Raw genomic sequence first — 13,079 nt, 5'->3', positions numbered from 1 at the left:
ATCAGTGGTAGCCGGGTGCGCCCATCTCTTCCATGCCAAGCGGCGCGGGCGAAGTAGCAGGAGCTTCGCATGCGACCGTCGTCTCGTATCCCTCAGTTACCTGGACCGCTTGCGCTGGACTCGCAATATTGGCGACCGCGACCACGCCGTGGAATACGCCGACCGTCGTGTAGCGCATGCAGCTTCGGTCCTCGGGGCACGGACGGTCCGCGATGAACGCTGTCTCGAATTCGGTCCCGCGCACCGCGGCGATCGCATTGGGCGTATGCACCTGGAAATCCGGAACGCCGCCTGCAGCCACGAAAACAATCGCTCGAAGATGCCCCGCCCAAAGCGCGATCGAGGCTCTTATGCGGGTCGTTGCAGCAATCGAGTATTCATCGATCGTGTAGGAACTGGACTCCGACAGAAGTAATTTACTGCCGTCGCGAAAGGTCACCGTCAATTTGGATTTCGCCGTCGTGCGCAGCTTGTCGTGCACCTTGATCGGCATCGAGGGGGCTGCATCGACCTCGATCCCACCGCGCTCGAGCTTCGCCGATCCGGTGATATCCGTCACCTGGCCCACGGTGTCCTGCGCGAAGGCTGCCGCACAATGAGAAGTTAGAATAAGGCTGAATGCCGCGGTGGCGACGAGCCGAATCGTATGATGTCGAAATTGTCGGCGGCTGAACGTCATTGTAGTGACGAAGCGATTACACGCGCCTAAGATCAATCGAGGGGGCTGGTTAATGCAAGCGCCGAGGTTATAAAAGCTCTTACATACCGGGAAAAAGGAGTCACAGTGAAGATCACAATACATTCAATCGCGACCGAAACGTTTGTACCGATGCTGCGCTCGCTGTCCAACATTCTCGACAAGGGCGCCGAGCATGCACGCTCGAACAACTCCGATCCCGCCGCGCTGGTGAATGCCCGGCTGGCGCCGGACATGTACACGCTCGCGCAGCAAGTGCGACTCGCGTGCAATCACGCCAAGGATGCAACCGCGCGCGTCACGGGCAAGGAGCCGCCACAATTCGAAGATAGCGAGCAGACGCTCGAGGAGCTCAAGGCGCGCATCGCCAAAACGATTGGCTATGTGGATAGTGTACGCGCGGCCGCTTTCGAAGGCGCGGAGGATCGCAAGATCACGATTCCGATACCCGAAAACGACATGGAATTCGAAATGAACGGGCTTCAGTTTTTGAGGGACTGGGCGCTGCCGCATTTCTACTTTCACGTCGTCACCGCGTACGACATCCTGCGCCACAACGGCGTCGATATCGGCAAACGCGATTACTTGAGTCACGTCGGCGGCTACATTCGTCAGCGCAACAGTCCGGCGTGACACATGAGCGACGGTCCGCAATTTCCTGCGGCGTCGTCAGTCAACCCTGACGTGTTGAGCATTCAATTCGGCGCCACCTGGACCGCGTCGTATATTGCGCGCAGCAGGGTTGCCTTGCTGATAGGCTTGCCCACGTGCGCGTCGCATCCCGCGGCGCGGGTGAGGCGGACCGCTTCGTTGAAGACCGAGGCAGTCAGCGCGATTATCGGAGTGCGCGCGCGACTATGCTCGCGCTCCCATTCGCGAATCGCGCGCGTCGCCGCGTATCCGTCGACTTCCGGCATCTGGATGTCCATCAAGACCAGGTCGTAGTCGCCCGCCGCGATGAAGCCGTCGATCGCCTGCCTGCCGTTTTCCACTTCGTCGAGATGGTAGGGCGTTTTTTTCAAAAAGGCGCGGACCAACGTCCGGTTGTCGATCGAATCGTCGGCGAACAGAATTCTGAGCGGTCGATCGATGATCGGCAGGGGGCGCGCATCGCTGGCGAGGCGCGGATGGTCCTGCGGTACGTCGCCGCCATCGCCTACAATCAGGTGGCGAATTACTTTGGCGAGTTCGTGGATATCGATCGGCTTGACCAGGTAGGTTCCCAGCTTCAAGGATTTCAGCCGCACGATATCGGCCGCCAGGTTGTCGCAACGGATCATCGTGACGATCGATGCGCCGCAACTCGACGCCTCGACGATAAGCTGCCCGAGCGTACGAGCGTCTGACGAAGCGATTCGATCGTCGAGCAGCACGATGCGAATCGGACGTCCTGCACGGACGGCCTGCCTCGTTGCCGTCAACGCCGCCTGATTCGACGATGCTTCGGTAACGCTCGCTCCGCGTCCGCCCAGCAACTGGAGCAAAACCGCGCGTCCGGTCCGGTTGCCCTCGACGATAAGCATCGGCACCTGCGCGAGGTCCGGCCAATTCACCGATGCGGGAACGCCGGTCTGCAGCTTGAAGGGCGAGGTGAAGCGGAAGACGCTTCCCTTGCCGAGCTCGCTCTCCAGCGTGACCTCGCCCTGCATCAGGTTGACGAGACGCTTGACGATCGCCAGGCCAAGGCCGCTGCCGCCGTACTTGCGCGCGGTCGAGGAGTCGGCCTGCGAGAACGCGGCGAATAGCGCGTGCAGCTTGTCCTTTGCGATTCCGATTCCGGTGTCACGAACGCTGAATTTCAGTTTGAGCGGATCGTCCGGCGCCGATATGCGATCGACGGAAACCAGTACCTCGCCCCGTTCGGTAAACTTGATCGCGTTGCCGATAAGATTGATCAGCACCTGCCTGAGCCGCAGCGGATCGCCCACCAGCGCGGTCGGCACATCGGGCGCGAGGCTGACGATAAGCTCCAGCCCTTTCGCATGCGCATGGATCGCCAGCGTCTGCGCTGACTTTTCCACCAACTCGATCAGATCGAAGCCGACATGCTCGAGCGTCAGGCGGCCGCTCTCGATCTTGGCGAGATCGAGGATGCTGTTGATCAGGTCGAGCAGTGCGCGGCCGTTGTTGCCGAGGATCTCGATATAGCGGCGCTGCTCGGTATTCAGCTCGCCTTCGCCCAGTAGCTCGGCCATCCCGAGGATCGCGGTCATCGGCGTGCGGATCTCATGCGACATGCTGGCCAGGAATTCCGATTTGGCCTGCGACGCGGCCAGCGCCGCTTCGCGTGCGGCGACCAGCTCGCGCTCGGTCTCCTTCATTGCGGTGATGTCGCGCCCGATGCCGGCGACGCCGGTAACGTTGCCGAGCTCATCGCGAATCGGAAAAATTTGTACCGCGTTAATGAACGGAGTGCCGTCCCGGTGGCGGGCGTGCTGCTCCCACGATGCCGGCTGACCGGTCTCAACTACGCGACGGGTCGTCTCAATGGTTTCTTGAAGCTCTTCGGGCGGAACAAAGAGCTCGATGCCCTTTCCAATTGCCTCTGCGGCGGTGTAGCCATACGCGCTTTCCGCCGCCGGGTTCCAGCTGATGATCCGGGCCTCCGACGACACGTTCATGATCGCGTCGTGCGAGGCGTTGACGATCGCGGCCAGCGACGCGGACTCCTGCTCGGCGCGTTTGCGTTCGGTGATATCGCGTTGGATAGCGGAGATGGCAACGAGTTTCCCGTCGCCGTCGCGGATCGCGAAACAAACCGTGGATACCTCAACGGTCGTGCCGTCTTTTCTGTGGTTCGGACCTTCGAAGCGAATCACCTGGTCCGGCCGCGCCACCAGCTGCGCTACGATTTCCCGGGCCTGCGCATGGCGTTCCGGCGCAATGTTCTGGGTGAACGGCTGTCCGACCGACTCGGCGGCAGTGAAGCCGAACATTCTCTCGGCGCCGCCGTTCCAGTATGTGATGCGCAAATCGGGCGCGATGGTGCTGATGGCGTCGTCGGAGGACTCGACGATCGCCGCGAGCGCCGCGCTCTGGCGTTCGGCGCGCTTGCGATCGGTAACGTCGCGCATAATCGTCGACATGCCGATCAGCTTTCCATTCGAGTCGTGGATTCCGCTGCCGCCAATGGTCGCGTCGAGCAGGGTGCCGTCCTTTCTTTGCAACGGCAATTCGAGCAGGCGCACGGCCTCGGGGTTTTCTCTCATCTTTGCCAGGTCGCGAGTCAGCCTGGCCTTGTCCATCGCGCGGCTGGCGGGCGGAATATAAAGATCGAACGGCAGCTTGCCCAATGCCTCCTCCGCCGTGTAGCCGAGCAGTCTTTGCGCTCCCCGGTTCCAGCTGGTTATCCGCAAATCCGTCGAGAGGCTGATGATCGCGTCCTGCGAGCTTGTGACCAGCGCCACCAGCAGATCGCGCTCGCTCTCGATCGGGCTTCGAGACCCGGCTTGGCGATCATTCACGTCATCGCGATTCTGTCGCGGTTCTCTCGCATAACTCATAACTGCGGTATTGCGCTGGGCGCGGGCACTCCTGCCCACCCGATAAGGAAGGGTTCCACATCGAATGAACGAGCAAGCCCGATGCCAGATGTTATGTATTGGATGAAATTCGCTGGTACTTTCCGATAGCGCACGACAGCCGATCAAAGGCGACTCGCGCAATGTGGTGTTCGCGATTGAGTTTCAAATTGGAACAGTCGATGGCACGCGAGTCGGATCTCGGCGTAAGATTTCGACTGCTCCTTCCTGTGGGCGGACGCGCGGCTTAGAGATACAATCGGCGCGGGAGATTTAGCGATGGGAAATGCCGCCGCAACCTTCGACCTTCGCCAGCGCGCCGACGTTCGCACCGTCGCCGCCGAGCGCACCGCCTCGATTCCCTGGTACGTCTGGTGCCTCGCGGCCGCAACCGCCTCCGACTTGTTCGGTGGCTACTGGGACATCTCGTGGCATATCTCGATCGGCCGCGACACCTTCTGGACTCCCGCGCACATGATGATTTATCTCGCGGGCGTGCTGGCCGGAGTTGCCAGCGGCTACGCGATTCTGTCCACCACCTTCGGCGAGTCGCAGGAAGCCAAGGACGCGAGCATCTCGGTCTGGGGTTTTCGCGGGCCGCTCGGATGCTTCATGGCGGCGTGGGGCGGATTCGCGATGCTCACGTCGGCGCCGTTCGACAACTGGTGGCACAACGCCTACGGACTCGATGTCAAAATCGTCAGCCTGCCGCATTCGATGCTGGGCGTTGGCGAGCTGATGATCGAGCTAGGCGCGATGTTGCTCGTATGCGCGCATCTCAACCGCGCGTCGGGCGCATATCAACGCAAGCTGGACAGGCTGCTGCTCGTGATCGGCGGCATCGTCTTGGCAGGCTCGGCGCTGTTCATCCTTGAATCGACGCCGATGGAGTTCATGCACAGCTCAAGCTTTTATCGCGCGGTGGCGACCGCGTTCCCGATTGGACTGATCGCAATCTCGGTCGTATCGAAAAAGCGCTGGCCGGCCACCACGATGGCCGCCATCTACACCGCGCTGTTCCTCGCGGGCCTGTGGATCTTCCCGCTGTTTCCCGCCGCGCCCAAGCTCGGCCCGGTCTATCAGAACATCACGCACATGGTGCCGCTGTGGTTCCCGGTGCTGGTGATCGTGCCCGCGTTCGCGCTCGATTTGCTGCGTGCGTGGATGGGCGAGAAGTGGGGCGGGTGGAAATCCGCGCTCGCCGCAGGGTTCGTTTTCATCGCGGCGTTTGTCGCGGCACAATGGCCGTTCGCGGACTTCCTGATCTCGCCCGCCGCGCGCAATCCGATTTTCGGCGCCAACTATTTCGGATTTTTCGACGCCGCCAATCTACTCTACAACCCGTATCATTTCGCGCATCTGGATAAGACCGGGGCCGCGTTCAGAGAAGGAATGATGATCGCGCTGATGACCTCGATCATCTTCTGCTCGATCGGAATGGCGCTAGGCAACTGGATGCGCACCGTCCGCCGCTAACATGCCCCGATGCTCTCCCCATCCCGCGCGACGGAGAAAAATCCGGTTCCCCTTCCCGCGCGGGAAGGGGTTAGGGGTTAGGTTGTCGATAGCTACGCTCAACGCTCGCCACACTTTCGCCGCGATCCTCGCGGTCGCAATCCTTCTGTTCGCGGCCCCCGCCAACGCCCACGTCGGCAGCCCCAACGTCTTCTACGAAGGCGACGCGGGCCCGTATCACCTGTTCGTGACCGTCAACGTTCCCGCGGTGATTCCCGGCGTCGCGGATGTGCAGATTCGCGCCGACTCGAACGACGTGCGCCAGGTCACTACCGCGGTGACTCGGCTCGCAGGCGCCGGCTCGCAGTATGCGCCCGTCCCCGACGTCGCGCAGCGCTCGCCCATCGACCCGCACCTTTTCACTTCGAGCTTGTGGTTGATGGAGTACGGCTCGATGCGCGTGCTGATAAACGTCGCGGGCGCGCATGGTGCGGCGCAGATGTCGGTGCCGGTCCCGTCTGCCGCGCGGCGGATGCTTCCGATGCCGCCTGCCCTTGGCGCGTTGCTGCTGACGCTCGCGATTGCGCTGGGGATCGGCGCGATTTCTATCGTCGGTGCGGCGGCGCGCGAATCGCGCCTCGCTCCCGGTTCTCCAGTGACGCCTGAGCTCAAGCGGCGCGGATGGCGCGCGATGGCGATAACGGGAGTCATCGTTGCCGCGATCTTCTATCTCGCGTTTGCGTGGTGGAGCGCCGACGCCCGGAGTTACGCGGCGGTCACAAAGTTATTCAAACCGCCGAAGCTCGCGTTGACCGTTGTCGATGGCAACCGGCTCGCGATTCGTCCGTCGCCCGACGACAAAGTTTGGTTGCGGTACAAAGTTATGGACGGCATTCTTCCCGACCACGGCCATCTGATGCATTTCTTCCTCGTGAGGACGCCCGCGCTCGACCGCATTTGGCATTTGCATCCAAGTCGGCAGCCCGATGGCTCGTTCGTGGATGCCCTCCCGTCGCTCGAGCCCGGCCGCTACGCAGTGTTCGCGGACATCGTGGATCAAAGCGGATTTCCATGGACGCTGGTCGGCTCGATAGACCTTCCCCAGATAAACGGCACGCCGCTTAAAGGTGACGACTGCGGCGGCGATGCGCCCGCGCTCACGCCTTCATCAGATTCCGCCGTCGATGCACTCGATGATGGGACGCGCGTGGTATGGCACCGCGACAGCGCGGCGATTCGTGCGAACGCGCCGATGATTCTGCGCTTCGAAGTGCAGGATCAAAACGGCAAGCCCGCGACCGACGTGAAACCCTACATGGGAATGGCGGCGCACGCCGAAATAGTCAGCTCCGATCTCCAGGTGTTCGCCCACATCCATCCGTCGGGCTCAGTCCCGATGGCCTCGCTGATGATGGCGAGCACCAACTCATCCGACTCGATGGCGGGCATGAACATGTCCGATATGAACATGAATGCGGCCCCCATTTCGCCGGAGCTATCGATGCCCTATGGTTTCCCCAGCGCAGGCCACTACCGGATTTTTCTACAGTTCAAACGCGCCGACAAAATCGAAACCGCCCACTTCGACACGGTCGTGAACTAAGCCGCAATGGAAAAACACACTAATCGAGAGGTCGTGATCGTCGGTGCGGGGATCGGCGGGAGCGCGCTGGCGACCGTGCTCGCGCGAGCCGGCATCGCAGTGACGCTTCTCGAGAAGTCGCTGGTGCATGTCGATCATGTGCGCGGCGAATGGCTCGCGCTCTGGGGCGTCGCGGAAACCCAACGCCTCGGCTTGTACGAGACGCTGCTCGCGGCGGGCGGGCATCATCTCGCGCGCCACATCGCATACGGCGACGACATCGATCCCGCCACTGCCGAATCGCAAGTGCTCGATATGACCGCCTTCGAAGACGCCGGCTTCAAGCCGCCGCTGTGCATGCGGCATCCTGACATGTGCGACTTGCTCAACGCCGAGGCAATCAAAGCGGGCGCCGAACTGCTTCGCGGCGTGACCGACTTGCAGGTAGTCGCGGGAGCCGCGCCCGAAGTGCGATTCCGGCATGACGGAGTCGAGCGCAAGTTCAATCCGCGCCTGGTGATCGCCGCCGACGGCCGCAATTCAGTCGTTCGCTCGCAAGTGGGCATCGAGCAGCATCGCGATCCGACCCATCACCTGATGGCCGGGATGCTGGTCGACAACACGACTGGCTGGCCGGCGGATTTGCAAATCTTCGGCACCGAGGCGCGTGTCAATTTTCTAGCGTTTCCGCAATCGGTCGAGCGCGTGCGTCTTTATATCTGTTACGCAACCGAAGACAAGCGTCGCTTCGCTGGTGCCGACAACCAGGCGCGTTTTCTCGACGCGTTCCACCTCGCGAGCGTCCCCGGCAGCGAGTACCTGGCGAACGGCACCCCGTCAGGGCCCTGCAATTCGTACGGCAACGAGGACACCTGGACTGACGTGCCATACGGTCCCGGCGTCGTGCTGATTGGAGACGCCGCGGGCCACAACGATCCGATCATCGGGCAGGGATTGTCGATCGCCTATCGCGACGTGCGCATCGTGCGCGACCTGATGCTCGAAAATCGCAACTGGACGCCTGACCTGTTTCGGCCTTACGCGGAGGAGCGGCGCGAGCGGATGCGCCGGCTCAGGCTGACCGCCTCGACGTTCTCGATCCTGAACGTAGAATTCGGCGACCATGCCCGCGCGCGTCGCGCGAAAGTCCGCGAAGAACGTCTGCGCGGTAATTTCCCCGACGTCAGTCCCGCCGCCTTCATAGGACCCGAAGTTCTGCCGGCCGAAATGTTTGACGAGACGACACTCGATCGGCTACGTGCGATGTGAGGTTGGTGCAATGATCAAACTGGTCTACATAGTCAAAAAGCGCGCCGATATCTCCGAAAAGGACTTCCACGAGTACTGGCTGAAGAAGCACGGACCGCTGGTGCGCAGCTTCGCGAAATCGATGCGCGCGAAGAAGTACGTCCAGAGCCACACCGTCTCAGAAGATGCGGGCAAGCAAATCCGCAACACCCGCCCCGGGATGAAGCAGACTTACGACGGTATCACCGAAGTATGGTGGGACACGCTCGAGGATTTCAGCGGCGGCGGCGCCGTCCAGGAACGTGCAGAGGCAGCGCGCGCTCTGCTCGAAGATGAGTCGAAGTTCATCGACTTCGAACACTCTTCGATCTTCCTGACGGAAGAGCACGAAATCTTTGACTACACCAAGTAGCCCCTCTTAATTTTGTTCCCCTTCCCTCGAGGGAAGGGGTTTAAGTGGCACAGGCTTTAGCCTGTGGTCCTCAGCCTGAATTTGCATGGGCCAGAAAATCACAGGCTAAAGCCTGTGCCACCAATTAAAACCGCCGCTTCAGCCAACGATCGAAGCTTTCATCCTCGAAGGCAGGGGCGATCGCTTGCGCTACGACGTGGTGTAGGCTAGCCATAGCTCGATTCGAGACGTCAAAGCAGAATTTGGTCAATACGGGAGGGGAATGAAAATGAAATTGCGACGAACCCTTGGAAGGATTGCGGGAGCAATTGGGATACTTTTGATCTGCACTGGGCCGGCATCGGCAAAACAGCTTTGTCTTTCCGTTAATGCAGAACAGTACTTACTTAGCGGGAAAATTCCGAAGAAAAACGCTTGTAGCTCGATTATCCTGGTTAACACCAACGGCACTTTTACCGGTTTCGTTGCATCCGGCGGAATGTGTTTGAGCTCGGATGGGACGACGGTGCTGTTTACAACCTCAGACGGCTTCTTCGGTTATCCGGAAACCCTGCAGGGATCATGGGTCACGAGCACCGGTGACGGCAGCGTCAATGATTGCATCGTTCCCGATACGGGCACCATATGCTTCTCGGACACTGTCACTGTCGCATCATGTACGGGTAATTCGATACCGGACGCCGTATCTGGCCCGGCCGCGCTTTCGGTGAAACGGTCGGCGGGCGACTGATGCGCACCGCGGTATCGTCGGGAAGTTCGCCTGACTGCGGCGCTTCCCGACGCTCCCGCGTCGGCGCAAGCGGCAGCGTGTTTCTGTCCTAACCTCTGTTGATCCAAGATCCAAGGAGAGGTCGCGAGTCAGAACCGCAGCCGCGGCGGTTGCGGGCTCACTACTTCTTGAACCGCCGCTTCAGCCAGTCGACGATCGTTTGATTCACCGCAGCAGGAAACTCCTGCTGCACCCAATGCCCCGCGCGCTCGATATTGTGCATCTCAAGATCCGAGCACAGCGCCGGCATCCCGGCCGCCATTCGCGGCGGCAGCGCGCCGTCCCACTCAGCAGTGATCATCAGGCATGGCAGCGTCAGCTTGGCGACACCTATCTCAGGATGCTCGCGCGAGTTGCGATCGATGTTGCGATACCAGTTGATGCCGCCGCGGAATCCGCTCTTCTCGTATGCATGCACATAGGTATCGAGTTCTTCGCGGGTAACTATTGTGTCGGTCTCGGGCTTCAGCTCTTCGATTCGGCGGAACGGATTCATATCCAGCTCGCCGCTCGCCATCATGCGCTTGGTCGATTCCTCCGGCGAGAGCGGCGCGCGCATCAGGCGATCGAAGATTAGCCGCGCCTTCGGATCCATCACGCTCTCAGCACGCCCTGGTTCCTGGAACCACAGGATGTACATGCGCTCGTCCTTGCCGTTGACCATCGCGCGCATGACCGAGGTCGGCGGGATTGCCATGTAGGGCGTGCAGACGCCGACGACGCCCGCAGTCCGCTCCGGATACAACAGCGGCATCGCCCACGCGACGAAGCCGCCCCAGTCGTGACCGACGAAAATCGCGCGCTCGATTTTGAGCGCGTCGAGCAACCCCGCCATATCTCCCGTCAGCTCGGTAAGACCGTAGTCGGTGACGGCAGGCGGCGCACTAGAGTCTGCATACCCGCGCTGATCTGGAGCTATCGCGCGAAATCCCGCGGCCGCGACAGCGGGCAACTGATGCCGCCACGAGTAAGCGAGTTCCGGAAACCCATGGCAGAAGACAACCGCCGGTCCCTCGCCAGTCTCGTGAACTGTAAGATTGATCGAAGACTGATTACCTCGCGGCGCGAGCTTTACTGATCGTCCTTGCGGCCATTTGTAAGTCGACATTATCTCACCCTATGATACAAATCCTTCTATCACTAAGGTGCAGGGGTTACCCCTGCCCAAGGAAGTGTGAAACCCACGGCGGGTTTCACATTAAATTGGGTGACCTATCTAACAGTCACAGATTCGCGATCACCGCGCGCGTGAACTCCGACGTCTTGGCAGTGCCGCCCTGGTCTGGGGTCAGCGCGCGGCCGTCGGCGTAGGCCTTGCGCACGGCGGCGTCGAGGCGCGATGCTTCGGCGGCGAAACCCAGGTAGTCCAGCATCAAGGCAGCCGAGAGCATCGTCGCAGACGGATTGATGATTCCCATGCCCATGATATCGGGCGCGGTGCCGTGCACCGATTCGAAGTACGCGTAGTCGGCGCCGTAGCATCCGCTGGGCGCGAGACCCAGGCCTCCGATAATTCCGGCAGCGGCGTCGGACAGGATATCGCCATACAGATTCGGCGCCACTACTACATCGAGATCGTGTGGCGATTGCACCAGCCGTCGCGCGAAGTCGTCCACGATAAACTGTTCGTACTTTATCTCAGGATATTTAGCCGCAGTCTCTTCGACAACTTTCCTGAACAAGCCGTCGGACTCACGCAGCATGTTGTACTTCGAGGTGCACGTGAGCTTGCCCTTTCCGCCGGCACGTTTGCGCTTCATCGTTAGCTGGCAGGCGAACTCGGCGACCCGGCGCGTCGCACGCTCGGTGATCACTTTGATCGCGTAGATGCCGCGTTCCGACGTATCGAGCGGCGCACGCAGAATCTTGCTCATCAGCTTGAGGGGAGCGAGCGCTTCGAGCGGGCCCTCCAGTCCGAGATACAGGTCTTCGAGATTCTCGCGCACAATCACGAAGTCGATTCCGTCGGGCTTGGCGAGCGGACTATTGAAGCCCTTCGAGTAGCGCACCGGCCGGACGTTGGCGAAGGTCTGCTTGCCCCATCTGAGATAGGTGATGGCGGTGGTCTTGCCCGAGGTCGAGCCGAACAGCGTCGTGTCGGACCCGTCGATTGCCTTGCGGGCGGCGGCGTCAGTCTCGCCACGCACCCATTTCTCGCCGGGCGGAAATTCGACGTAATCGATTGGCAGCTTCAGCGCGCGCAACGCGTCCATCGTCGCGCCCATCGCCTCCGGCGCCGCATCGTCACCCGGCAGCACTACGACTGTTTTGGTTTTGTCAGCCATACACGGTTCGTCTCGTTTTTTCGAGCCGGATCGCGGCTTCGAAGCAGCGCATTACTGAGAGCCCCAAGACATATTCCGGTAGCGTACGGAGCCGTTCCGACTTCGATCGAATTGTAAAAGTCGAAATCGCCGGGAGGAGTCTGCTGTGAAACGCAGGTTAACTCTCCGTTGGCATTGATCTTCGAACAAATAGCATTGATCGCGCGTACGTAAGCCGTCCGTGCGCGCGCGAGATCCAATCCACGGTATCGAAAGAAGATCGCCCAGCCGAGAGCGGAGGCAAATCCCGCAGCCGACGATGCTTCCAGGTAAGAATCGGGACGGTCGATTACGGTATGCCACAGCCCGGATTCGTCCTGCAGCTTGATTACAGCATTCAGCTGGCGCACCACTGCGCTTTCGATCGCATCGAGCTTCGTGCGCAAACTTCCTGCCGGGTCGGGACCGCGAAACCCTGGTCCTCGATCCTGCTGGTCCAGGATCGCAAGGACCATGGCGCACGCCATCGAAAACCAGCTGTTGCCACGCGCCCAGAGACAGGGCGAGTGTCCATTCTTTTCCACGTAAGCGACATGCCACAGGAGGCCGCTCGCAGGATCGGTCAGATACTTCGCGTGAAGCAGTATCTGATCCGCGGCCCATTCGATTTTCGAGCGGTCACCCACCACGTCGCCGTAAGTCGCCATCTTTGGAGCCGTGAAATAGCTCACGTCCACCCAGACTTCGAGCGCCGGCGGGTGCGGCACAATTGCGCCGTCCGGAGTACGTGCCGCCGTCGTTTCGAGCGTCTCGATAACCTTGCGAGCGTACTCCAGATACTCCGGACGCTTGGTCCTGATGTAAAAGCTCAACGCGGGCGCCGCTTCCGCAGTCCAGAACCAGAACCACCCGCCGGTCCGCGGATCCGCTTCGAGCTTCGGATCGAACCATCGATGCGCCGCCTCGACTGGGGCATTCGTCTTGAGCGCGCCCGCGGCGGCCAGCAGACCGCCGCACAGGATAGCGTCGCCCCAATGCGGTTGCTTGATAACTAGCTCGCGACTGGCGTTGGCCGTCAGCCGCTCGAGCGCGCTGCGCACTTCCTCGACGTTGATCTCGGCGCTGTGCATC

11 protein-coding genes are annotated in these 13,079 nt (G+C 61.1%); 6 read left to right on the top strand and 5 right to left on the bottom strand.

Annotated elements, in window-relative coordinates; all coding sequences use genetic code 11:
* Position 1: 1 nt before the first annotated feature.
* Entirely contained in the window at positions 2 to 679 is a 678-nt protein-coding gene (locus WB650_RS07165; RefSeq protein ID WP_422302712.1) for a FecR family protein, read from the bottom strand.
* 105 nt (positions 680 to 784) lie between these two features.
* On the opposite strand from WB650_RS07165, the gene WB650_RS07160 reads away from it, so the two are divergent.
* The gene (locus WB650_RS07160; protein WP_422302710.1) at positions 785 to 1,330 is read left to right on the top strand and encodes a DUF1993 domain-containing protein; all 546 of its coding nucleotides are present in this window, start codon (positions 785 to 787) and stop codon (positions 1,328 to 1,330) included.
* Between the two features lie 62 nt (positions 1,331 to 1,392).
* On the opposite strand, the gene WB650_RS07155 is transcribed toward WB650_RS07160, so the two are convergent.
* Positions 1,393 to 4,161, bottom strand: coding sequence for a PAS domain S-box protein (locus tag WB650_RS07155; RefSeq protein ID WP_422302708.1), 2,769 nt, complete (start codon positions 4,159 to 4,161; stop codon positions 1,393 to 1,395).
* A 336-nt stretch (positions 4,162 to 4,497) separates the two neighbouring features.
* On the opposite strand from WB650_RS07155, the gene WB650_RS07150 reads away from it, so the two are divergent.
* The 5 genes from WB650_RS07150 to WB650_RS07130 all read left to right on the top strand — a co-directional run bounded on the left by WB650_RS07150 (position 4,498) and on the right by WB650_RS07130 (position 9,645).
* Entirely contained in the window at positions 4,498 to 5,694 is a 1,197-nt protein-coding gene (locus tag WB650_RS07150) for a hypothetical protein (RefSeq protein ID WP_422302707.1), read from the top strand.
* Between the two features lie 82 nt (positions 5,695 to 5,776).
* Positions 5,777 to 7,276 (top strand): hypothetical protein, encoded by a 1,500-nt coding sequence (locus tag WB650_RS07145; RefSeq protein ID WP_422302706.1) that lies wholly within the window; start codon positions 5,777 to 5,779, stop codon positions 7,274 to 7,276.
* A gap of 6 nt (positions 7,277 to 7,282) precedes the next feature.
* Positions 7,283 to 8,524, top strand: a complete 1,242-nt coding sequence (locus WB650_RS07140) for an FAD-dependent oxidoreductase (protein ID WP_422302704.1) — start codon at positions 7,283 to 7,285, stop codon at positions 8,522 to 8,524.
* A gap of 10 nt (positions 8,525 to 8,534) precedes the next feature.
* The gene (locus WB650_RS07135; RefSeq protein WP_422302703.1) at positions 8,535 to 8,915 is read left to right on the top strand and encodes an EthD domain-containing protein; all 381 of its coding nucleotides are present in this window, start codon (positions 8,535 to 8,537) and stop codon (positions 8,913 to 8,915) included.
* Between the two features lie 268 nt (positions 8,916 to 9,183).
* Positions 9,184 to 9,645, top strand: coding sequence for a hypothetical protein (locus WB650_RS07130; RefSeq protein ID WP_422302701.1), 462 nt, complete (start codon positions 9,184 to 9,186; stop codon positions 9,643 to 9,645).
* A 160-nt stretch (positions 9,646 to 9,805) separates the two neighbouring features.
* On the opposite strand, the gene WB650_RS07125 is transcribed toward WB650_RS07130, so the two are convergent.
* The 3 genes from WB650_RS07125 to WB650_RS07115 form a co-directional block, all read right to left on the bottom strand.
* Positions 9,806 to 10,792 (bottom strand): alpha/beta fold hydrolase, encoded by a 987-nt coding sequence (locus WB650_RS07125; RefSeq protein ID WP_422302699.1) that lies wholly within the window; start codon positions 10,790 to 10,792, stop codon positions 9,806 to 9,808.
* Between the two features lie 115 nt (positions 10,793 to 10,907).
* The gene (locus tag WB650_RS07120; RefSeq protein ID WP_422302697.1) at positions 10,908 to 11,969 is read right to left on the bottom strand and encodes an isocitrate/isopropylmalate dehydrogenase family protein; all 1,062 of its coding nucleotides are present in this window, start codon (positions 11,967 to 11,969) and stop codon (positions 10,908 to 10,910) included.
* Positions 11,942 to 13,078, bottom strand: a complete 1,137-nt coding sequence (locus tag WB650_RS07115) for a glycoside hydrolase family 88 protein (RefSeq protein ID WP_422302695.1) — start codon at positions 13,076 to 13,078, stop codon at positions 11,942 to 11,944. Before WB650_RS07115 ends, WB650_RS07120 begins: the two co-directional genes overlap by 28 nt.
* Position 13,079: the final 1 nt, after the last annotated feature.

The organism is Binatus sp. (SeqCode), assembly GCF_049584895.1.
GTDB lineage: Bacteria > Desulfobacterota > Binatia > Binatales > Binataceae > Binatus.
The sequence above is the reverse complement of the archived record's forward strand: the minus strand, read 5'-3'. Positions and strand labels throughout refer to the sequence as shown.

Bases quoted from the DNA above. Each gene is read 5' to 3' on its own strand.
- WB650_RS07120 (WP_422302697.1), bottom strand. From the start codon at position 11,969: ATGGCTGACAAAACCAAAACAGTCGTAGTGCTGCCGGGTGACGATGCG.
- WB650_RS07150 (WP_422302707.1), top strand. From the start codon at position 4,498: ATGGGAAATGCCGCCGCAACCTTCGACCTTCGCCAGCGCGCCGACGTT.
- WB650_RS07165 (WP_422302712.1), bottom strand. From the start codon at position 679: ATGACGTTCAGCCGCCGACAATTTCGACATCATACGATTCGGCTCGTC.
- WB650_RS07140 (WP_422302704.1), top strand. From the start codon at position 7,283: ATGGAAAAACACACTAATCGAGAGGTCGTGATCGTCGGTGCGGGGATC.
- WB650_RS07115 (WP_422302695.1), bottom strand. From the start codon at position 13,078: ATGCACAGCGCCGAGATCAACGTCGAGGAAGTGCGCAGCGCGCTCGAG.
- WB650_RS07125 (WP_422302699.1), bottom strand. From the start codon at position 10,792: ATGTCGACTTACAAATGGCCGCAAGGACGATCAGTAAAGCTCGCGCCG.
- WB650_RS07130 (WP_422302701.1), top strand. From the start codon at position 9,184: ATGAAATTGCGACGAACCCTTGGAAGGATTGCGGGAGCAATTGGGATA.
- WB650_RS07135 (WP_422302703.1), top strand. From the start codon at position 8,535: ATGATCAAACTGGTCTACATAGTCAAAAAGCGCGCCGATATCTCCGAA.